15 protein-coding genes and 2 tRNA genes are annotated in these 20,927 nt (G+C 73.3%); 12 read left to right on the top strand and 5 right to left on the bottom strand.

All coding sequences use genetic code 11. The annotated features are described in order from the left end of the window. Positions 1–7 precede the first annotated feature (7 nt). The gene (locus ACGH7X_RS18925) at positions 8–1,684 is read left to right on the top strand and encodes a long-chain fatty acid--CoA ligase (RefSeq protein ID WP_399886537.1); all 1,677 of its coding nucleotides are present in this window, start codon (positions 8–10) and stop codon (positions 1,682–1,684) included. 156 nt (positions 1,685–1,840) lie between these two features. Here ACGH7X_RS18925 and ACGH7X_RS18920 read toward each other — a convergent pair whose 3' ends face one another. Further along, entirely contained in the window at positions 1,841–3,163 is a 1,323-nt protein-coding gene (locus ACGH7X_RS18920) for an MFS transporter (protein WP_399886535.1), read from the bottom strand. A 132-nt stretch (positions 3,164–3,295) separates the two neighbouring features. Here ACGH7X_RS18920 and ACGH7X_RS18915 point away from each other — a divergent pair, with 132 nt between their 5' ends. Then, positions 3,296–3,874 (top strand): TetR family transcriptional regulator, encoded by a 579-nt coding sequence (locus tag ACGH7X_RS18915; RefSeq protein ID WP_399886534.1) that lies wholly within the window; start codon positions 3,296–3,298, stop codon positions 3,872–3,874. Between the two features lie 21 nt (positions 3,875–3,895). On the opposite strand, the gene ACGH7X_RS18910 is transcribed toward ACGH7X_RS18915, so the two are convergent. Then, positions 3,896–8,260, bottom strand: coding sequence for a PAS domain-containing protein (locus ACGH7X_RS18910; RefSeq protein WP_399886533.1), 4,365 nt, complete (start codon positions 8,258–8,260; stop codon positions 3,896–3,898). 210 nt (positions 8,261–8,470) lie between these two features. Continuing rightward, the gene (locus ACGH7X_RS18905; RefSeq protein ID WP_399886531.1) at positions 8,471–8,932 is read right to left on the bottom strand and encodes an SSI family serine proteinase inhibitor; all 462 of its coding nucleotides are present in this window, start codon (positions 8,930–8,932) and stop codon (positions 8,471–8,473) included. A 179-nt stretch (positions 8,933–9,111) separates the two neighbouring features. On the opposite strand from ACGH7X_RS18905, the gene ACGH7X_RS18900 reads away from it, so the two are divergent. The 3 genes from ACGH7X_RS18900 (at position 9,112) to ACGH7X_RS18890 (ending at position 11,115) form a co-directional block, all read left to right on the top strand. Then, a tRNA-Ser gene (locus ACGH7X_RS18900) sits at positions 9,112–9,202 on the top strand. 203 nt (positions 9,203–9,405) lie between these two features. Beyond that, positions 9,406–9,478: transfer RNA gene (locus tag ACGH7X_RS18895), tRNA-Arg, on the top strand. Positions 9,479–9,627: 149 nt separating this feature from the next. Beyond that, a complete protein-coding gene (locus ACGH7X_RS18890) occupies positions 9,628–11,115 on the top strand; it encodes a peptidoglycan D,D-transpeptidase FtsI family protein (protein WP_399886530.1) in 1,488 nt (495 codons plus the stop codon). Between the two features lie 28 nt (positions 11,116–11,143). Here the strand turns inward: ACGH7X_RS18890 and ACGH7X_RS18885 are convergent, their stop codons facing one another. Then, a complete protein-coding gene (locus ACGH7X_RS18885) occupies positions 11,144–11,503 on the bottom strand; it encodes a winged helix-turn-helix transcriptional regulator (RefSeq protein ID WP_399886528.1) in 360 nt (119 codons plus the stop codon). Between the two features lie 80 nt (positions 11,504–11,583). Between ACGH7X_RS18885 and ACGH7X_RS18880 the strand changes: the two genes are divergently transcribed. Next, positions 11,584–12,465, top strand: a complete 882-nt coding sequence (locus tag ACGH7X_RS18880) for a DUF2797 domain-containing protein (protein WP_399886526.1) — start codon at positions 11,584–11,586, stop codon at positions 12,463–12,465. A 129-nt stretch (positions 12,466–12,594) separates the two neighbouring features. Continuing rightward, complete coding sequence (locus ACGH7X_RS18875) at positions 12,595–13,485, top strand: amidohydrolase family protein (RefSeq protein WP_399886524.1); 891 nt, start codon at positions 12,595–12,597, stop codon at positions 13,483–13,485. A gap of 34 nt (positions 13,486–13,519) precedes the next feature. Here the strand turns inward: ACGH7X_RS18875 and ACGH7X_RS18870 are convergent, their stop codons facing one another. Beyond that, complete coding sequence (locus tag ACGH7X_RS18870; RefSeq protein WP_399886523.1) at positions 13,520–14,053, bottom strand: YbhB/YbcL family Raf kinase inhibitor-like protein; 534 nt, start codon at positions 14,051–14,053, stop codon at positions 13,520–13,522. A 123-nt stretch (positions 14,054–14,176) separates the two neighbouring features. Between ACGH7X_RS18870 and ACGH7X_RS18865 the strand changes: the two genes are divergently transcribed. From ACGH7X_RS18865 to ACGH7X_RS18845, 5 genes are all read left to right on the top strand, one after another. Continuing rightward, positions 14,177–14,851 carry a GntR family transcriptional regulator gene (locus ACGH7X_RS18865; protein WP_399886521.1) on the top strand — a complete coding sequence of 225 codons (675 nt, stop codon included), beginning with the start codon at positions 14,177–14,179 and terminating at the stop codon, positions 14,849–14,851. 111 nt (positions 14,852–14,962) lie between these two features. After that, positions 14,963–15,703, top strand: coding sequence for a response regulator transcription factor (locus tag ACGH7X_RS18860; protein ID WP_391971688.1), 741 nt, complete (start codon positions 14,963–14,965; stop codon positions 15,701–15,703). Next, a complete protein-coding gene (locus ACGH7X_RS18855) occupies positions 15,700–17,247 on the top strand; it encodes a sensor histidine kinase (protein WP_399886519.1) in 1,548 nt (515 codons plus the stop codon). The genes ACGH7X_RS18860 and ACGH7X_RS18855 overlap by 4 nt, the downstream gene beginning before the upstream one ends. Positions 17,248–17,261: 14 nt before the next feature. Next, complete coding sequence (locus ACGH7X_RS18850; RefSeq protein WP_399886517.1) at positions 17,262–18,689, top strand: glycosyltransferase; 1,428 nt, start codon at positions 17,262–17,264, stop codon at positions 18,687–18,689. Further along, positions 18,686–20,890: a glycosyltransferase family 39 protein gene (locus tag ACGH7X_RS18845; protein ID WP_399886515.1), complete on the top strand. Its 2,205-nt coding sequence runs from the start codon at positions 18,686–18,688 to the stop codon at positions 20,888–20,890. The genes ACGH7X_RS18850 and ACGH7X_RS18845 overlap by 4 nt, the downstream gene beginning before the upstream one ends. Positions 20,891–20,927 lie beyond the last annotated feature (37 nt).

Below are 20,927 nucleotides of genomic sequence, written 5' to 3'. Positions count from 1 at the left end.
GTAGGCAATGTCGCCCCGGGAGGACACCGTGCTGAGCACGATGCAGGACGTACCGCTGCTGATATCGAGGATCCTGACCCACGGGTCGACGATCCACGGCAGCTCGCAGGTGACCACCTGGACCGGTGAGGACGAGCCGCACCGCCGTTCCTTCGCCGAGATCGGCGCCCGCGCCGCCCAGCTGGCGCACGCCCTGCGCGAGGACCTCGCCGTCGGTGACGACGAACGCGTGGCGACCCTCATGTGGAACAACGCCGAGCATGTCGAGGCCTACTTCGCGATCCCCTCGATGGGCGCGATCCTCCACACCCTCAATCTCCGCCTCCCGCCCGAGCAGCTCGCCTGGATCGTGAACCACGCGGCCGACCGCGTCGTGATCGCCAACGGCTCCCTGCTCCCGCTGCTCGCCCCGCTGCTGCCGCACCTGAAGACGGTCGAGCACGTCGTCGTCAGCGGCCCGGGCGACCGCACCCTGCTGGACGGCGCGTCCGTCGAGGTGTACGAGTACGAGGACCTGGTCGCCGGGAAGCCGACGACCTACGACTGGCCCGAGCTGGACGAGCGTGCCGCGGCCGCCATGTGCTATACCTCCGGCACCACCGGCGACCCCAAGGGCGTGGTCTACAGTCACCGCTCCATCTACCTGCACTCGATGCAGGTCAACATGGCCCAGTCGATGGGCCTGACCGACCAGGACACCTCGCTGGTCGTGGTCCCCCAGTTCCACGTCAACGCCTGGGGACTGCCGCACGCCACCTTCATGACCGGCGTCAACATGCTGATGCCGGACCGCTTCCTCCAGCCGGCCCCGCTCGCCGCGATGATCGAGAGCGAGCGGCCGACACACGCCGCCGCCGTCCCCACCATCTGGCAGGGGCTGCTCGCCGAGCTGACCGCGAAGCCCCGGGACGTCTCCTCCCTCACCCAGGTCACCATCGGCGGCTCCGCCTGTCCGCCGTCGCTGATGGAGGCCTTCGACGCGCTCGGCATGCGGGTCTGCCACGCCTGGGGCATGACGGAGACCTCCCCGCTGGGCACGATCGCCCGTCCGCCGGCCCATGTGGTCGGCACGCCGGAGGAGTTCGCCTACCGGCTCACCCAGGGCCGTTTCCCGGCCGGCGTCGAGGCTCGCCTCACCGGTCCCGGCGGCGAGCGCCTGCCCTGGGACGGCGAGTCCGCCGGTGAGCTGGAGGTGCGCGGCAACTGGATCGCCGGCGCCTACTACAACGGTCCCGGGGCCGAGCCGCTGCGTCCCGCCGACAAGTTCAGCGAGGACGGCTGGCTGAAGACCGGTGACGTCGGCACGATCTCCCCCGACGGCTTCCTCACCCTCACCGACCGGGCCAAGGACGTCATCAAGTCCGGGGGAGAGTGGATCTCCTCCGTCGACCTGGAGAACGCGCTGATGTCCCACCCGGACGTCGCCGAGGCCGCCGTGGTCGCCGTCCCCGACGACAGGTGGGGCGAGCGTCCGCTGGCCACCGTCGTCCTCAGGGAGGGCGCCACCGCCGACTTCACCGCCCTGCGCGCCTTCCTCGCCGAGGACGGCAAGATCGCCAAGTGGCAGCTCCCGGAGCGCTGGACGGTCATCGAGACGGTGCCGAAGACGAGCGTCGGCAAGTTCGACAAGAAGGTGCTGCGCAGGCGGTACGCCGACGGCGGGCTGGACGTCACCCGCCTCTGACCGTACGGACGAGCCGCGTACGGCCGAGGCGCATACGACCGACGCGCATACGGCCGAGCCGCGTACGACCCAGCCGCGTACGACCGGCGCGCGCACAAGGACGCCGGGTGGGGCTCCGACTCCAACCCCACCCGGCGTCCCCGTGCCCCACGCCGCCTACCGCGTCCGCACCGCCGTGGCCGACCACCCCAGCACCAGCCACACCCCCGCCACCGCGCACACGCCGCCCCAGCCCCAGTGGCCGAACGCGGGTCCCGCGAGGGCCGAGGCCAGCGCGCCGCCCGCGAAGCCGGCGACGACGTACGCCGTGTTGGCGGTGGCCGGGGCGGAGGTGGTGGTCAGGGCGAGGGTCTGGTTGGCGATGTGGGAGGCGACCAGGGCGGCGTGGACCAGGACGGCCGCCGCGCACAGGGCCGCCATCGCCCGACCGCCCAGCCAGAACAGCGGCACCGACAGCGCGGCCAGCAGATAAGCGGACCGTACGACCCTGGCGGCGCCGAACCGGTCGACCATGCCGCCCGCGAGCGGCGCGACCACACTCGCCGCGAGCCCGAACAGGCCGAACAGCCCGGCCGCGGCGGTGGTCATGCCGTACCCGTCGTCGCTCGCCAGGAGCAGCGCGAGCGAGGTCCACAGGGCGCTCCACGCGCCGTACATCCCCGCCTGGCGCACGCACGCCCGCCACAGGTCGGGCGAGTGGCGCACCACGCCCGGTATCGCGAGGAGCCCCGCGAACAGCGGGCCCCGCCGCTGCCGCCGCTCCACGGGCAGGATGTACGCGGTCGCCAGTCCCAGTACGGCGGTCAGTACGGCGGCGCCCACGAACACCGCACGCCAGCCGAAGGCCTGCCCGGCAAGACCGCCGAGCACCCTGGCCGCCACGACGCCGGTGAACAGGCCCGCGATGACGGCCGCGACGTGCCGGGCCCGGCGGTCGGCGGGGGCGCGCACGGCGACCAGCGGGACCAGGAGCTGCGGTACGACGGTCGCGGCCGAGGCGACCAGCACGGCGCCCGCGAGCGCGCCGGTCCCGGCGGACGCGGCGGCGGCGAGCAGGGCCGCCGTGGCGACCAGTGAGAGGACGGCGACCAGGCGGCGCCGGTTCACGGCGTCCCCGAGCGGGGCGAAGAAGAGCAGGCCGGCCGCGTATCCCAGCTGCGCGACCGAGGCGAGCCAGGCGACTCCCGAGGGGGTGGAGCCCATGTCGTGGGCGATGAGGGGGAGCAGGGGCGCCGCGAGGTAGATGTTGGCGGCCGTCACGGCCGTGCAGAGGGCGATCAGGGGGAGGAAGAGCCGGGCGGCGGCCCCGGACGGCCCGGTCTCGGACCTCCCGGACCTCCCGGACCTTCCGGTCTTACCGAACCTCTCAGACCTCCCGGGCTTCCCGGACGATGGTCGTACGGGGTCGGTTGCCGGCCCGGCCTGCGCGGTTGCGGTTCCGGGCCGCGTGGTTGCGGGCGATGACGACGATGACGGCATGAGCGGAGCCACTCCTTCGAGCGCACTAGCAACTAACTGGTTGGTTGGAAGAACTCCCGGAGTCTGGCCCGCATTCCCGATCCGTGTCAACCAAATAGTTGGTTACCGCGCCCGCCCCGCTACCCTGGCCTCATGGCAGCAAGAGACCCCGAGGCCACCAAAGCCCGGATCTTCGAGGCGGCGGTCGCGGAATTCGCCCGCCACGGCATCGCCGGCGCGCGCATCGACCGCATCGCGGCCGAGGCCAAGGCGAACAAGCAGCTGATCTACGCCTACTACGGCAACAAGAGCGAGCTGTTCGCGTCCGTCCTCGAGAAGAAGATGCTCGACCTCGCGATCTCGGTGCCCGTCGACCCGGACGACATCGAGGGCTGGATCGACCGCCTGCTGGACTACCACGCCGCCCACCCCGAGCTGCTGCGCCTCCTCTTCTGGGAGGGCATGGAGTACGGCACCGCCGAGCTGCCCCACGAGGCCGAACGCCAGGCCCACTACGCCCGCAAGGTCGCCGCCGTGCGCGACGGCCAGGAGCGCGGCGTGGTCACCGACGCGATCCCGGCGCCCGACCTGCTGTTCCTGCTGGTCGCGATGGCCAACTGGGCGGTCGTCGTGCCCCAGATGCATCGCATCCTGGTCGGCGGCGAGGACACGGACGCCGACCGCCTGCGTGCCTCGATCAAGAAGGCGGCGCGCAGGATCGTCGACCGGTAGCGCCGCGCGGGCGGCGCCGCGTCAGTTGGTCCCGATCCGGGAGAGCAGCTCGACGATCCGGGCCTGCACCTCGCCGCTGGTGGACCGCTCCGCCAGGAACAGCACCGTCTCGCCCGAGGCCAGCCGCGGCAGGTCGGCCTGGTCGACGGCGGCGGTGTAGACGACGAGCGGGGTGCGGTTGAGCTGCCCGTTGGCGCGCAGCCAGTCGACGATCCCGGCCGCGCCCCCCTGGCCGCGCTGCACCCGCATCAGGTCCATCACGACCAGGTTCGGCCGGAACTGCCCCGCCAGCGTCACCGCGTCGGCGTCACTCGCCGCCCGCGCCACCTGCATCCCGCGCCGTTCCAGCGTCGCGGTCAGCGCCAGCGCGATCTCCGCGTGCTCCTCGATCAGCAGCACCCGCGGCGGATGCTGCTCGCTGTCCCGGGGAGCGAGCGCCTTGAGCAGTACGGCCGGGTCGGCGCCGTAGGCGGCGTCCCGCGAGGCCTGCCCGAGCCCCGCCGTGACCAGCACCGGCACCTCGGCCGCCACTGCCGCCTGCCGCAGCGACTGGAGTGCCGTACGCGTGATCGGACCGGTCAGCGGGTCCACGAACAGCGCGGCGGGGAACGCCGCGATCTGCGCGTCGACCTCCTCGCGCGAGTGCACGATCACCGGCCGGTAGCCGCGGTCGCTGAGTGCCTGCTGCGTGGAGACGTCCGGCGCGGGCCACACCAGCAGCCGCCGCGGATTGTCCAGCGGCTCCGGCGGCAGCTCGTCGTCCATCGGCTGCGGACGCGGCGGGTCCGCCACCTCCACGGCCCCGCCGGGCCCGTCCAGCGGTTCGGGCCCCTCGGCGGCGTTCCGGTCCGGCGCCCCTATGGCGTACGACCGTCCGGCGCCCTCGGTGACCGGCGCGATCCGCTGCTGACCACCGGCCGACGGCTGCTGCTCCTGGGGCTGCGGCTGGGCCTGCTTCTTCGGCTGCGCGGTGGGCGGCTGCTCGGCGGACGGGTGCGGGCGGGCCGACTGCTCCGGGCGGGCGGCGGCCGGGTCGGGCGGCGTGCCCAGCTTGCGGCGCCGGCCGCCGACGCCCGGCTGATGCGGGGCGGGTGTGGCCGACGGCGGCGGCGGGGTGGTGGGCAGGGCCGACGGCTGCTGCACCTGCACCGCCTGCCGGTTGAACGGCACCCCCTGCCCCAGGGTCCGCACGCTGATCGCCCGCCCCTGCGTCGAGTTCGGGTCGACGGGCGCGGCCGCCTCGGCGGGCAGGGGCTGCGCCGCGCGCGGAGCGGGCGCGTTCTCGGGCGGCAGCGGGGTGCCCCGGCTCGGCGTCGAGGCCGGGACGCCCTGCGCAGGCGTAGCCGCAGAGGCGGGGGCCGCGGGCGCGGCGGGCGGTACGGGGGTGCCGGCGCCCTGCGTGTCCGCGGCGGCGGGCCACGGCTGCGGGGCGGGGGCGGGCTGACCGGCGGCAGCGGCGGCGGGCGCGGTGTCGGCGCCGGCCTCCGCACCCGGGGCCTGGGTGGTCTGGGCGGCCGGGGCGGGTACCCCGCCGCCGGCGGTGTGCTGCGCGGGCACGGGGGCCCCGTGCACCGGCGGCGCTCCTTGGACCGGGATGCCCTGCGCCGGGGCGTTCTGCGCGGGAGCGTGCTGCGCCGGTCGACCCTGCGCCGGCAAAGGCGACTCCTCGGCCGGCCGGGTGGCCCCGGCCCGGCGGCGGCGTCCCGTGGGCGCCTCGGCCGGGTGCGGCTGCGGCGGCGTGTGGTCGTCGGCCTGGTCGTGGGGGACGGCGTCGTGGCGGCCGTCGTCGGGGTGGGCGTCACCGGGAGCGGCCGGTCCGGGCACCTGGGCCCGACCACCCTGCCCCTGCCCCTGCCCCTGCACCGCCCCCGTGGGCGCGGTCACGGGCGCCCCGGGTGCCTCCGCCGTCCCGTCGGCCGGGCGGTCGGCGTCGGCGGGCGGCAGGGCGAAGACCTGGCGCGGAGCCGCCTCCTGCGCGGCGGCGCGTTCGTTCGCGGACGCCAGGGCACGGCGTCGGCGCCCCGTCGGCCGATCGGCGTCGGCCGGGTCCGACTCGCCGGCCTGCGCGGGCAGTGCGGGAGGCAGCGCCTGCTGTTCCCCGCCGTCCTGCCGGGCACGTCCGCCGGAGGGCGCGGGCACGCCCTGCGGCGGTACGGTCCCGCCCAGACCGGTGTTGGACGCCGCGGCCCCTCCGCGGTGCTCGCCGGCCATGACGACGGCGCCCTCGGACACCCCGGCGGGCAGTCCCTGGGGCACCCCGGCGACCTCGGCACCCGCGGCCTCCGCGGGCCGCCCACGCCGACGCCCGGTACCACCGGACCCGGCCCCTTCGCCCGACCCCGCCTGCGCGGGCACCGGAAGCGGCGCCGACGCCACGGCCTGTCCCTGGGCAGCCTGCTCCTGAGCGAGCTGCTCCGCCGCAACCTGCTCCTGAGCCTGCGCCGCGCGCCGCCTGCGCCGCCCGGTCGGTGCGGCGTTCTCCGCCTCGGGCTCGGCACCGCCCGCGCCCGGTGCTCCCGCGACCTCGCTCTCCAGGAACGCGTCGACGGACGCCCGCCGAGCACGCCGCCGACCGCCCCCGGGCGCCGGCGCCCGCACGGCCACGGCGTTGTCCGTACCCGCGACCCCCGCGACCTCCGCGGCGGTCCCGTCGCCCTGAACGGCGACCTCGGTGCCCTGGGCGAGCTGGGCGAGCTGGGCGGCCTGGGCCGCGACGGCCCCCGCCCCGCCCCCGATCGGCACCTCCAGCACGTACGCGCTGCCGCTCATGCCCGGTACCTCGTGCGTCTGCAGCACGCCACCGTGCGCCCGCACGATCCCGCGCACGATCGGCTCGTGCACCGGGTCTCCCCCGGCGTACGGTCCGCGCACCTCGATGCGCACGACCTCGCCGCGCTGCGCCGCCGCGACCACGACGGTGTTGTCCAGGTAGCCGCCCGTCGCCGACACCGGCGAGTTGCCGGTGGCGTCGACGCCCGCGACGTCGGCGACGAGATGGGCGAGCGCGGTGGCCAGCAGCCGGGGATCGACCTCGGCCTCGATGGGCGGCGCGTGCACGGCGAACTGCACCCGTCCCGGGCCGATCAGCTCCACGGCCCCGTCGACACCGGCGGCGACGACGGCGTCGAGCATCACCTTCGTACGGGCGACCTGCTCGTTGCCGACGTCGAGGCGCTGGTAGCCGAGGACGTTGTCGATGAGGGTGGTGATGCGCGCGTAGCCGGCCGACAGGTGGTGCAGCACCTGGTTGGCCTCGGGCCACAACTGCCCGGCGTCGTCCGACGCCAGCGCTGCCAGCTCCTGGCGCAGCTCGTCAAGGGGCCCGCGCAGCGAGACGCCGAGGAGGGTGAGCAGCTGCTCGTGCCGGGCGGCGATCGCCTCGTAGCGGTCCTTCTCCCGCTCACCGAGCGCCGCGTAGCGGTCGGCGTCCGCGGCGGTCTCCTCCGCGTGCTGCTCCCGCAGCTCCTCCAACTCGGCCACGTGACGCTGACGCAGCGCGGTCAGCTCGGAGGCGTGCTCCTCGGCGAGCCGCTCCCGTTCCTCGGCGTGCCGCTGCTCCGCCTCCTCGTGCTCCTTGACGAGCGCGTCCTGGGGGCGCCGGTCGGTGAAGGTCATCACGGCACCGACGAGCTGGTCGCCGTCGCGCACGGGCGCCGTCGTCAGGTCGACCGGCAGCTGGTCGCCGCTCTTGGCGAACAGCACCTGCCCGCGAACCCGGTGCTTGCGCCCGGAGCGCAGGGTGTCGGCGAGCGGCGACTCGTCGTACGGGAAGGGCGAGCCGTCGGCGCGCGAGTGCAGGACGAGGGTGTGCAGCTCGCGGCCGCCGAGTTCACCGGCCCGGTAGCCCAGGATCTGGGCGGCGGCCGGGTTGACGAGGACGATCCGCCCGTCGGTGTCGGTGCCCACGACGCCCTCGGAGGCGGCCCGCAGGATCATCTCGGTCTGCCGCTGCGAACGGGCCAGCTCCGCCTCGGTGTCGACGGTGCCGGAGAGGTCGCGGACGACGAGCATCAGCATTTCGTCGCCGGTGTAACCGTAGGTGTCGTAGGCCTGCTGGCCGGTCTCCAGGTTGGCGCTGGTGACCTCGACCGGGAACTCGGAGCCGTCGGTGCGCCGGGCGACCATCCGGGTCGGCTTGGTGCGCGCCCGGGGATCGATGTGGTCCGGCCGCCGCATGGACCCGGGGATGAGCCGCGAGTCGAACTGCGGCAGCAGATCCAGCAGTCCGCGACCGACCAGCGCGGTGCCGGGCGTCTCGAACGCCTCCAGCGCGATGGTGTTCGCGTTGACCACGGTGCCGTTGGCGTTGACCAGGACCAACGCGTCGGGCAGCGCGTCCAGTATGGCTGCGAGGCGAGCAGCGCCTCGGGATGGCCTGCTGCTCACGAGACGCTTCCCTCCTGTTACCGCACTTGCCGACCGCCTGGGCCATCTTGCCAATCGGCCCGCAGCGTGTCACGCGAGGGAGTCTAAGGGTTGGGGCCCGGCGGACGGCGTGGGATGCGAGGGAGGTGCACGAGGAAGTGACGTAGAACGTGTGACCGGTAACCGTCGGGGACCGCCCACGGCCGTCGTCCCTACCCCTGTGACCGGCCCTTAGGACCGGGTCGGCGCCCCCACCTCGGGCAGCAGCGGCACCATGCGGTCCCAGCGGGAGATCTCGCAGCCGTCGCGGCGGTCGTACGTCACGTCGACGGGGCGTCCGGCCCAGGTTCCGGTGACGTGCGCGGTCGCCGGACCGCCGTACTGCATGGTGCAGACGCTGCCCTCGGGCACCGGCGCGAAGGTGTCCCGGCCCCACCGGGTGTCGCCCTCGACGACGGCGCAGGCGCCCTCGGGGTCGGGGTGGTCGCCGGCGGCGGGGTGGCAGGACAGTTCGTACGTGCCGTCCATGCCGGGGCCGGCGTCGCGGACGGTGACCGTCAGGTGGTCGCCGTCCGGAGCACCGGGGCCGGCGGCCGCGGCAGGGTGCGCGGCGCAGACGGAGGCGAGGGCGGCGGCGGACATGGCGGCGGCGCCGAGGAGGCGGGCGGCGGGGGTGCGGGTGACCTGGAACATGACCTGACCAACGCGCGGGCCCGGCAGACGTTGCGCGACCGGCCGCGGAGTACGTCCTAAGGGCTTTGCCCTGTGGCCTGCCCGCCTAGTACCGTAGGGGTCGATTGGTGACAGCGCGCTCAACTGTGTCATCATCGGCACGCGCCACTCGCGCTCGCACGCGAGGGGTGATGTTGTCTGGAGGCGTCGCCTAGTCCGGTCTATGGCGCCGCACTGCTAATGCGGTTTGGGTTTTAAAGCCCATCGAGGGTTCAAATCCCTCCGCCTCCGCACCGATCACCGAAGCCCCGGCCACACGGTCGGGGCTTCGGCGTTGTCGAGGGTGCGCGCATAACGCCATCGAAGCCGTTTTTGCAGGTCACAAGGGGTGTGGCCAATGGATTTCACATGGCGGCGGCAGTCATGTAATGTTCTTCCTGTCGCCGCGAGCGGGCCGGAAGGGCCGGGAGCGGCGGTAAAACTGAACAAGACAAGCACTCGTAGCTTAACGGATAGAGCATCTGACTACGGATCAGAAGGTTGCAGGTTCGAATCCTGCCGAGTGCACATGGATCGAAGGCCTCGTCGAGTGATCGACGGGGCCTTCGGTGTTTCCCTGTCGACGTGATCATTGTGCGCAACTGTGCCTAGGGTGAGCGCATGTTGCGAGGACCAGTCTTCATATCCGGCCGGCCGAGCCTCGACGGAGGCCACCCGTGAACAAGCCCCTGAGGGCCGTGGCGATCTTCTGCGGGCTGCTGGTGCTCGGCCTGCTGATCCGCGTGAACTGGCTGCAGTACGTCCGGGCCCCGGAGCTGGCGTCCGACACCAAGAACCGGCGGGTGCAGATCGAGCAGTTCGCCACCCCGCGCGGCGACATCGTCGTCGGCGGCCGGGCCGTCACCGGCTCCAAGGAGACCGAGAGCACCGACCTCAAGTACAAGCGCACCTACGCCGACGGGCCGATGTACGCGCCGGTGACGGGATACGCGTCGCAGGCCCAGGGCATGACGCTGCTGGAGAAGACCTACGACTCCATCCTGACCGGCAAGGACGACCGGCTGGCGTTCCAGCGGTTCGCCGACGTCGTCAGCGGCGAGGGCCGGCGGGCCGGGTCGGTGGTCACCACCATCGACCCGAAGGCGCAGAAGGCCGCCTGGGACGGGCTGAGCGATCTGAAGGGCGCGCGGGGGGCCGTGGTCGCGCTGGACCCGCGGACCGGGAAGGTGCTGGCGCTGGTCTCGGCGCCCTCCTACGACCCGTCGACGTTCGCCGGCAGCACCTTCAAGGAGTCCGACCGATTCGTCGCGCTGGACAAGAAGAAGAACAAGCCGCTGGCCAACCGCGCGCTGCGGGAGACCTACCCGCCGGGCTCGACCTTCAAGATCCTCACCGCGGCCGCCGCGCTGGAGCACGGCGTCGTCACCGACGTCGACGCCCGCACGGACGCCGTCTCGCCGTACCCGCTGCCGCAGTCCAGCAACAAGATCGGCAGTGAGGCCGGCGACGCGGTCTGCAACAAGGCCTCGATGAAGACCGCCATGCAGTACTCCTGCAACAACGTCTTCCTCGACGCCGCGGCCGAGCTGGGGCAGGACAAGATGCGTGAGACGGCCCAGAAGTTCGGCTTCAACGAGGACGTCTACTCCGACGACTTCGGAGACCTGCTCGCCACGAAGAGCCTCTACCCGGAGGAGCTCGACCTGCCGGGCACCGCGCTCACCGGCATGGGACAGGGCAGCCTCACCAGTACGCCGATGCAGATGGCCATGGTCACCGCCGGGCTCGCCAACGACGGAAAGGTGATGCAGCCCTACCTCGTCGACGAGGTCAAGGGCCCGGACCTCGACACCCTGGAGAAGACCGAGCCCGCGGTGATGAGCGAGGCGGTCTCCGCCGAGACCGCGCAGAAGGTCCAGGAGATGATGGAGTTCACCGCCAAGGAGGGCAGCGCCCGGCGCGCCCAGATCGACGGCATCACCGTCGGCGGCAAGACCGGTACCGCGCAGCGTGGTGTCGACGTGAACGACGAGGTGCCGTACGGCTGGTTCGTGTCCTACGGCAAGAAGGACGACGGGTCCTCCGTCGCCGTGGCCGTGTTCATCGACCCGACCGACATGGACATCTCCCGCGAGGACATCTCCGGTGGCGGGCTGGGCGCGCCCATCGCCAAGAGCGTGATGAAGGCCGTGCTGAAGCAGTGACGCGGCCGGCCCGCGGAGGGCGGCGGGGTCACTCCCGCGTCGCGTCGTACGCCTCGCGGGCCCGCTCGACCGCGCTCATCCGCCGCTCCGTCCAGCGCGCGAGGCCCCGGACCTGTTCGGCGGCCTCGCGGCCGAGGTCGGTGAGGGAGTAGTCCACGCGGGGCGGGATCACGGGCTTGGCGTCCCGGTGGACCAGGCCGTCGCGCTCCAGGGTCCGCAGGGTCTGGGCCAGCATCTTCTCGCTGACGCCGCCGATCTCCCGGCGCAGTTCGCTGAAGCGGTAGGGGCGGTCCAGCAGGGCGATCAGGGCCAGGGTGCCCCAGCGGCTGGTGATGTGCTCCATGACCAGGCGCTCGGGGCACCTCGCTTCACTTTCTGCCATGTTCATACGGTACTTCCGGGCGGGCACTGACCATGAGTAAGTGCCCGCCCGGGCGTTGTCAGTGGTGGCCTCTACTCTCGGCAGGGATGGCACAGGCATGGAAGTGCTCGGGGCTGCGGTGGGCGGCGGACGGTCCCGTGCTGACGTGGGTCGGGGGGCGGCGCAGTGCGCTGGTCCGGGGGAAGCGGGTGGCCTTCGGGGTCGCCGAAGGGGGTGCGCGGACATGTGTGGGAGCACGGGGGCACGCGTGTCCGGTGCGGGCCGGCGTGCCGGGGCGGAGTACGGGGGCGCGGTGCGAGGAGTGCGCGCGGCTGGACCGGGCCCACTCCGTGGCCGCCGACACCATGGCGGACGATCCGCGGCCGTACCACGTGTATCTGGCGTGGTTCGGTCCGGGACTCGTCAAGGTGGGGATCACCGCATACGAACGAGGGCCTGCCCGGCTGCTGGAGCAGGGGGCCGTGTGCTTCAGCTGGCTGGGCCGCGGGCCGCTGATGGCCGCGCGCCGGACCGAGGAGCTGCTGCGGGCCGCGTTGGGCGTGCCCGACCGCATTCCGTACGCCCACAAGCGCGCGGTGCGGGCCGGGTTGCCTCGGACGGCGGCTGAGCGGGCGGCCGAGATCGCCGGGCTGCACGCGCGGGCGGTCGCGCTCGGCGGTTGGCCCGAGTCGCTGACGCCGGAGCCGTTCCGGGGTGTGGACCATGCGGGTGTCTTCGGGATCGAGGGGGCGGACCGGGGGCCGGCCGCGGTGGCGGAGGTGGCCGAGCTGGTGGCGGGCGGGGCGATCGGGGGTGAGCTGGTCGCGGCCGCCGGGCCGGATCTGCATCTGGCGACGGAGCGCGGCGTCGTCGTGCTCGACACACGGCTGATGACCGGCTGGGAGCTGGGGTCCGCCGGGGGCGAGCCGTGCGCCGTGCCCGTGCGCGAGCTCAAACGAGCGGCCGGAGTACAGGACGGGCTGTTCTGACCTCGCGTCCTTGACCCTCCTCCCGGCTTCCCGGCTTCCCGGCTTCCCGGCTTCCCGGCTTCCCGGCTTCCCGGCTTCCCGGGCCCCCGCCCCCTTGTCCATGGGAGCGCGGGGCGCGATCGTGGCCGCATGAGTGATCACGAGGCCGGGCAGGTCCGCCGGTTCTGGGAGGGGCTTGGGCTGCCCGGGCTGGTCGACGTGCACACGCACTTCATGCCGGAGCGGGTGCTGCGCAAGGTCTGGGGCTACTTCGACGCCCTCGGGCCGCTGACCGGCGGGGTCGAGTGGCCGATCACCTACCGGCAGGAGGAGGACGAACGCGCGGAGCTGCTGCGGGCGTTCGGCGTGCGGGCCTTCACCGCCATGCTGTATCCGCACAAGGCGGGGATGGCCCAGTGGCTGAACGACTGGGCGGTGGACTTCGCCCGCCGGACGCCCGACTGCCTGCACACCTCCACCCTCTTCCCCGAGCCGGGCGTCGGGACCTACGTCCGCCGGGCCGTCGAGTCGGGGGCGCGGGTCTTCAAGGCGCATGTGCAGGTGGGGGCGTACGACCCGGCCGACGAGCTGCTCGACGCGGCGTGGGGGGTGCTCGCCGAGGCCGGGATCCCGGTCGTCGTCCACTGCGGGTCGGGACCGGCGCCCGGCAAGCACACCGGCCCCGAGCCGATCGCGCGCGTCCTGGCGCGCCATCCCCGGCTGCGGCTGGTCGTCGCGCACCTGGGGATGCCCGAGTACGAGGACTTCCTGGACCTCGCCGAGCGGTACGGGGAGGTGCGGCTGGACACGACCATGGCGTTCACCGACTTCAGCGAGCGCCTCGCCCCCTTCCCGCGCCGGGCGCTGCCCCGGCTGGCGGACCTCGGCGACCGCGTCCTGCTCGGTTCGGACTTCCCCAACATCCCCTATCCCTACCTGCATCAGCTGCACGCGCTGGAGCGGCTGGAGCTGGGGGACGACTGGCTGCGCGGCGTCTGCCACGACAACGCGGCCCGGCTGTTCGGACTGGAGGGGCGCTGAGGCGCGGTGCCGCCGCGCGTGGACACGCGGTGCGTCAGGCGGGGGTCTCGGCGGTCGCGGTCAGGACCGCGCGGCCGAGTATGTGGCCGGCCATGGTGAAGCCGAGGACGGCCGGGGTGGCGTCGGCCGGGACGCCGATGGACTCGACGTCGAGGGCGTGCACCACCACGAAGTAGCGGTGCGGGCCGTGCCCGGCCGGCGGGGCGGCACCGAGGTAGCGGGCCGCGCGGGCGTCGTTGGGGAGCTGGAAGGCGCCCTCGGGCAGGCCCGAGCCGGTGTCGTCGCCGGCGCCCTCGGGCAGTTCGGTGACGGCGGCGGGGATGTCCGCGACCGCCCAGTGCCAGAAGCCGGACCCGGTGGGTGCGTCGGGGTCGTAGACGGTGACGGCGTAACTCCTGGTGCCCTGGGGCGCTCCGCTCCAGGCCAGCTGCGGGGAGACGTCCTTGCCGCCGGGGACGCCGGAGGAGAACTGCTCGGGAGCCCAGGCGGCGCCGTCGGTGACGGTGGTGCTGGTGAGGGTGAACGAGGCCGCCTCGGGCAGGCGGGCGAACGGGTTGTTGGCGCTCATCGCGTCGTTCCTTTCGGGTGGGCCGGCCCCAGACGGGGCGGGCAGCCGTGTCGGCTACTGCAATCGACCAATCGACCATAACACTGATAATCGATTATTCAATGGATCGTCTATGCTGGGGTCATGACTGAGACCGGCCACACCTCGCCACCACCCGGGAAGCGGATGCTCTCCGAGCAGGTCTACGCACATCTGCGGGACGCGATCATGCGCGGCGGCCACGCCCCCGGTGACGCCCTCAGGCCGCAGGACCTCGCCAAGGAGCGGGGCGTGAGCCTGGCCGTGGTGCGCGAGGCCCTCGTGCGGCTGGTGGGCGAGGGCTACGCCGACCGGCTGCCCAACCGCGGCTTCGCCGTCCCGGCCTTCTCCGACCGCCGCTGGCAGGAGATCGCGGAGGCCCGCCGGACCGTCGAACCCGTCCTGCTGCGCATGTCCGTAGAGCGCGGCGACGTCGACTGGGAGGCCCGGGTGCGGGCCGCCCACCACCGGCTGTCCCGCACGCCGGTGTACGTGCCGGAGGAGGGCGAGTACTACAGCGAGGCGTGGTCCGAGGCGCACCGGCTCTTCCACCGCGCCCTGATGGAGGGCTGCGGGAACCCCGTACTGCTGGAGACCTTCGACCGGCTGTGGACGGCGAGCGAACTGGCCCGCCGCTGGTCGACGCTCCGCAATCCCGGCCGGGACGGCATCGAGGAGCACCGCCGCCTGGAGGAGGCGGCGCTGGCCCGCGACGCCGACACCGCGGCCGAGGTCCTGGTCCGCCACCTCACCCTCACGGCGGCGGGACTGACCGGCTGAACCCGCACGGCCGCACCCGCGGGCCGTACCTGAGAGGCCCCTGTGGGTTTCTCAGAGAAATCACAGCTTGGGGAAAGGGTGCTCTCAGAGCGCCCCGACATCGTGTCCGGTATGACCACGACCTCGCCCCAGGGGCGCACCGAACTGCTGAGGCCGGACGGGAGCCCCGTCCGGGTGCTTGTAGTGGACGACGAGCTGTCCATCACCGAACTGCTGTCCATGGCCCTGCGCTACGAGGGCTGGCAGATCCGCAGCGCCGGGGACGGCCACGGTGCCGTCCAGGCCGCGCGCGAGTTCCGGCCCGACGCCGTCGTACTGGACATGATGCTGCCCGACATGGACGGGCTGAGCGTGCTGGGGCGGCTGCGCCGCGACCTGCCGGACGTGCCGGTGCTGTTCCTGACCGCCAAGGACGCGGTCGAGGACCGTATCGCGGGGCTGACCGCGGGCGGCGACGACTACGTCACCAAGCCGTTCAGCCTCGAGGAGGTCGTCGCCCGGCTGCGCGGACTGATCCGGCGCTCGGGCGCCGCCGACCGGCGCTCCGACTCCGTACTCGTCGTCGGCGACCTCACCCTCGACGAGGACAGCCACGAGGTCACCCGGGGCGGCGACGGCATCCACCTCACCGCCACCGAGTTCGAGCTGCTGCGCTTCCTCATGCGCAACCCGAGGCGCGTGCTGAGCAAGGCGCAGATCCTGGACCGCGTGTGGTCCTACGACTTCGGCGGCCAGGCCAACGTCGTCGAGCTGTACATCTCCTACCTGCGCCGGAAGATCGACGCCGGACGCGAGCCGATGATCCACACCCGGCGCGGTGCCGGTTACCTGATCAAGCCCGCCGCGTCATGAGCCGCCGGCGACGACCGCGGCCGCGGACCCTGCGGACGCGGCTCGTCGTCGCGTCGGTGGCGCTGATCGCGGTGGTCTGCGCGGTGATCGGCACGGTGACGACGGTGGCGTTGCGGTCGCACCTGTACGAGCAGCTGGACGGGCAGGTGCACGAGGTCGCGGCACGGGTGTCCGGCTTCGGACCGCCCGGCGACCCCAAGGCCGGCGGCGTGGGCCCGCAGGGGACGGACCTCGACGAGTTCGTCACCCACGGACCGCAACCGCGCGGCACGATCGTCGCCGAGGTGCGGGACGGCGTCGTCGTGGACGCCAAATACGGCAAGAAGGACGACGAGGCCACCGACCTCAGCGGCACGACGGCGGTCTCCCTCAGCGAGGCCCAGAGCGCCGCGCTGGCCTCCGTCCCCCGGGACGGCAACGCGCACACCGTCGAGATCGCCGACCTCGGCGATTACCGCGTGGAGTACCACGACGGCTACTACGCCGCCCTCCCCACCTCCGACGTCGACGGCACCGTCAACACCCTGATCATCGTCGAGGCCAGCGTCACCGCCGCCGGCCTCATCGCCGCCTCCCTGGCCGGGACCGTCATCGTCGGGGTCGCCACCCGGCCCCTGCGCAAGGTCGCGGCCACCGCCACCCGGGTCTCCGAACTCCCGCTGCACGCGGGCGAGGTGAACCTCGACGAACGGGTGCCGGCGGCCGAGTGCGATCCGCACACCGAGGTCGGCCGGGTCGGCTCCGCGCTCAACCGGATGCTCAACCACGTGCACGCAGCCCTGCACGCACGGCAGGCGAGCGAGACACGCGTCCGGCAGTTCGTCGCGGACGCCAGCCACGAACTGCGCACGCCCCTCGCCTCCATCCGCGGGTACGCCGAACTCACCCGCCGGGGACGCGAACAGGTCGGCCCCGACACCCGGCACGCGCTGGGCCGCATCGAGTCCGAGGCCGGCCGCATGACGCTGCTGGTCGAGGACCTGCTGCTGCTCGCCCGCCTGGACGCCGGGCGGCCGCTGGAGTTCGCGCAGACCGACCTCGTACCGCTGGTCGTGGACACCGTCAGCGACGCCCGCGCGGCCGGCCTCGATCACAACTGGCGCCTCGACCTGCCCGACGAACCGGCGCCGGTGTCGGCGGACGCCGCCCGGCTCCAGCAGGTGCTGGTCAACCTGCTGGGCAACGCCCGCAACCACACCCCGCCCGGTACGACCGTCACCGCGCGCGTGCGACGGAGCGGGGCGTGGCTGTGCGTGGACGTGGCGGACAACGGGCCGGGGATTCCCGCCGAGTTGCTGCCGCACGTCTTCGAACGGTTCGCGCGCGGCGACTCGGCGCGGTCCCGCGCGACCGGCTCGACGGGCCTCGGGCTCGCCATCGTGCAGGCCGTGACGACCGCGCACGGCGGTGGCGTGAGCGTCGACAGCGCGCCCGGGCGGACGGTGTTCACCGTGCATCTGCCCGCGGTTCACGACCGGTCCGACGCATGGGCGCACTCACAGGCACAGCACAGTCCCACCACACCGGTGCGACAGGGGGTTTGAGAAGAGTCGGTCCCATGCGAACCGACTCTTCTCCCGGCTCCCTGCCGGCACGGGAGCATCTCCCGGCCGCAGGAGCCGGTACGCCTGTCCTGGACGTGGTGATCCCCGTCTACAACGAGGAGAAGGACCTGAGGCCGTGCGTCCTGAGACTGCACGAGCACCTCACGCGGACGTTCCCCTACGCCTTCCGCATCACCGTCGCGGACAACGCCTCCACGGACGCCACCCCGTACGTCGCGTCCCGGCTGGCGGCGGACCTCGACCGGGTCAGGTCCGTCCGGCTGGAGCAGAAGGGGCGGGGCCGGGCGCTGCGGACCGTCTGGTCGGCCTCGGACGCCCCGGTCCTGGCCTACATGGACGTGGACCTCTCCACCGACCTGAACGCGCTGCTGCCGCTGGTGGCGCCGCTGATCTCCGGCCACTCGGACCTCGCGATCGGCTCGCGGCTCGCCCGCAGCTCACGGGTGGTGCGCGGCGCCAAGCGGGAGTTCATCTCCCGCACCTACAACCTCATCCTGCGCGGCTCCCTCCAGGCCCGCTTCTCCGACGCCCAGTGCGGCTTCAAGGCGATCCGCCGCGACGTGGCCCGGGTGCTGCTGCCGCTGGTGGAGGACACCGGCTGGTTCTTCGACACCGAGATGCTCGTGCTCGCCGAGCGCGCCGGGTGCCGGATCCACGAGGTACCGGTCGACTGGGTCGACGACCCGGACTCCACCGTGCACATCGTCAAGACCGCGACCGACGACCTCAGGGGCGTGTGGCGGGTCGGCAAGGCCCTGGCCACCGGTTCGCTGCCGCTGGACCGGCTGGCGCGGCCCTTCGGTGACGATCCGCGCGACCGCGACCTGACGGACGTACCGCAGGGGCTGGCCCGGCAACTCGTCGGCTTCTGCGTCGTCGGCGTCCTGTCCACCCTCTTCTACCTGCTGCTCTACAGCGGCTTCCGGCTTTTCGCCGGCTCCCAGCTCGCCAACGCGTTCGCGCTGCTGGTCTCGGCGGTCGCCAACACCGCCGCCAACCGGCGGCTGACCTTCGGGGTGCGGGGCCGGGGCGGCGCGGTGCGGCACCAGGCCCAGGGCCTGGTCGTCTTCGGCATCGGTCTCGCCCTGACCAGCGGTTCGCTCGCCGCCCTCAGCGCGGCGACGACCGACCCGGACCACTCCACCGAGCTGGCGGTACTGATCGCCGCCAACCTCGCGGCCACCGTGCTGCGCTTCCTGCTCTTCCGGGCCTGGGTGTTCCCGGACGAGCCGCCCGCGCAGGACGTGCCGCACGCGACGGGTGTGCCGCACGCGACGGATGTGCCGCACCCGACGGACGTGCCGCTGATCACCGACATGCCGTCCGCTCGGCACCCGGACCCCTACCGCGACTGGAGCGACGCGACCGTGCGGCTGCAACCGGTGCGCTCCGCCGACACCGACCCGAGGGACGCACGATGACGACGCACACGCACGACGACCGGACGGGCTACGTGGACGACACGCGTCCCGCCGACCGAGAGGACGGGGGCCCGCCGTCCCCGCCGGCGCCGCCCTCCCACCGGCAGGCCGCCCGGCAGACCCGGCTCCGCGGACTGTGGCGGGGCCGTCCGGACGACGCCCGCTGGGTGCGCCCGGCCTTCCTCGGCCTGCTGCTGGCCACCACCCTGCTCTACCTCTACAACCTGAGCGCCTCCGGCTACGCCAACTCCTTCTACTCGGCGGCCGTGCAGGCGGGCGGCGAGTCCTGGAAGGCGTTCTTCTTCGGCTCGCTCGACGCCGGCAACGCCATCACCGTCGACAAGCCCCCGGCCGCGCTGTGGCCGATGGCGCTGGCGGTCAGGGTCTTCGGTCTCTCCTCCTGGTCGATCCTCGTTCCCGAGGTGCTGATGGGCGTCGCGACGGTCGCCGTCGTGTACGCCGCCGTGCGCCGCAGGTTCAGCCCCGCCGCCGGGTTGATCGCGGGTGCCGTCCTGGCGCTCACGCCGGTCGCGGCGCTGATGTTCCGGTTCAACAACCCGGACGCGCTCCTCGCGCTGCTGATGTCCGTCACCTGCTACCTCGTCGTACGGGCGCTGGAGGACGGCCGGACCAAGTGGCTGGTCTGGGCGGGCGTCGCGATCGGCCTCGCGTTCCTGGCGAAGACCCTCCAGGCCTTCCTGATCCTGCCTCCCCTGGCCCTGGTCTACGGCGTCTGCGCGCCGGTCCGGCTGAAGAAGCGACTGGGTCAACTGGCGCTGGCGACCGCGGCGATCGTCGTCTCCGGCGGCTGGTGGGTCGCGGTCGTGGAGCTGTGGCCGGCGTCGTCGCGCCCGTACATCGGTGGCTCGCAGAACAACAGCTTCCTGGAGCTGACCTTCGGCTACAACGGCCTCGGCCGGCTCAACGGCGAGGAGACCGGCAGCGTCGGCGGCGGTGGCGGCGGCATGGGTGGCGGTGGCGGCGGGCAGTGGGGCGAGACCGGCTGGGACCGGATGTTCAACTCCGAGATCGGCGGCCAGATCTCCTGGCTGCTCCCGGCCGCCCTGATCCTGCTCGTCGCGGGGCTCGTCGCCACGCGGCACGGCGGCCGCACGGACGCCACCCGCGCGTCCCTGCTGGTCTGGGGCGGCTCGCTGCTGATGACCACGGCCGTCTTCAGCTACATGGCCGGCATCTTCCACCAGTACTACACGGTCGCACTCGCGCCCTACCTGGCGGCCGTCATCGGCATGGGCGCCGCCGCGTTGTGGGAACGACGCGAGCGGATCTGGGTCTCGCTCGCCCTCGCCGCCGCCGCCACGGCGACCGCGGCCTGGGGGTACGTGCTGCTGGGCCGCACGCCCGACTACCTGCCCTGGCTGAAGTGGCTGGTCCTGGTCGGCGGTCTGCTCGCCGCGCTCGGGCTCGTCTTCGCCGGCCGGCTGGGCCGGCGGACCGCCCTCGCGGCGGCGGGCCTCGCCCTCGTGGCGTCGCTGGCCGCGCCCACCGCGTACACGCTGAGCACGGTGCGGGAGGGGCACAGCGGCTCCATCGTCACGGCCGGTCCGTCCGGCGCGAGCATGATGGGCGGCCCCGGCGGTGGCGGCGGCCGGGGCGGTGGCCCCGGAGGCGGCGGCTTCCCGGGCGGCGGGAAAGCGCCTGGTCAGGGCCAGGGGCAGGGACAAGGACAAGGACAGGGCGGCCCCGGCACCGGCGGCTTCCCCGGCGGCGCCCCGGGCCAGAACGGCCAGGCACCGCAGAACGGGCAGGCACCGCAGAACGGCGGCACGACCGGCGAAGGCGGCCGCATGGGCGCCGGTGGCGGCGGCATGGGCGGCCTCCTCAACGGCGCCCAGGTGGACGCCGAGGCCAAGAAGCTGCTGGAGGCCGACGCCGAGGACTACACCTGGGCCGCCGCCGCGATCGGCTCCCAGAACGCCGCGAGCTACCAGCTCAGCACCGGCGACCCGGTGATGGCGATCGGCGGCTTCAACGGCACGGACCCGTCGCCGACCCTGGCCCAGTTCAAGAAGTACGTGGCGGACGGCAGGATCCACTACTTCATCGGTGGCGGAACGGGCGGCGGCATGGGCGGCGACTCCGGCACCTCGTCGCAGATCACTTCCTGGGTCGAGGCCAACTACAAGGAGGTGACCGTCGGTTCGGCCACCTTCTACGACCTCACCCAGCCGACGGGCTGACCGGGGCGGAGCTGTGCTGTACAGCGTATAAGAGTCG

It is taken from the genome of Streptomyces sp. BBFR51, from assembly GCF_044591655.1.
Classification (GTDB): Bacteria; Actinomycetota; Actinomycetes; order Streptomycetales; family Streptomycetaceae; genus Streptomyces.
The sequence above is the reverse complement of the archived record's forward strand: the minus strand, read 5'-3'. Positions and strand labels throughout refer to the sequence as shown.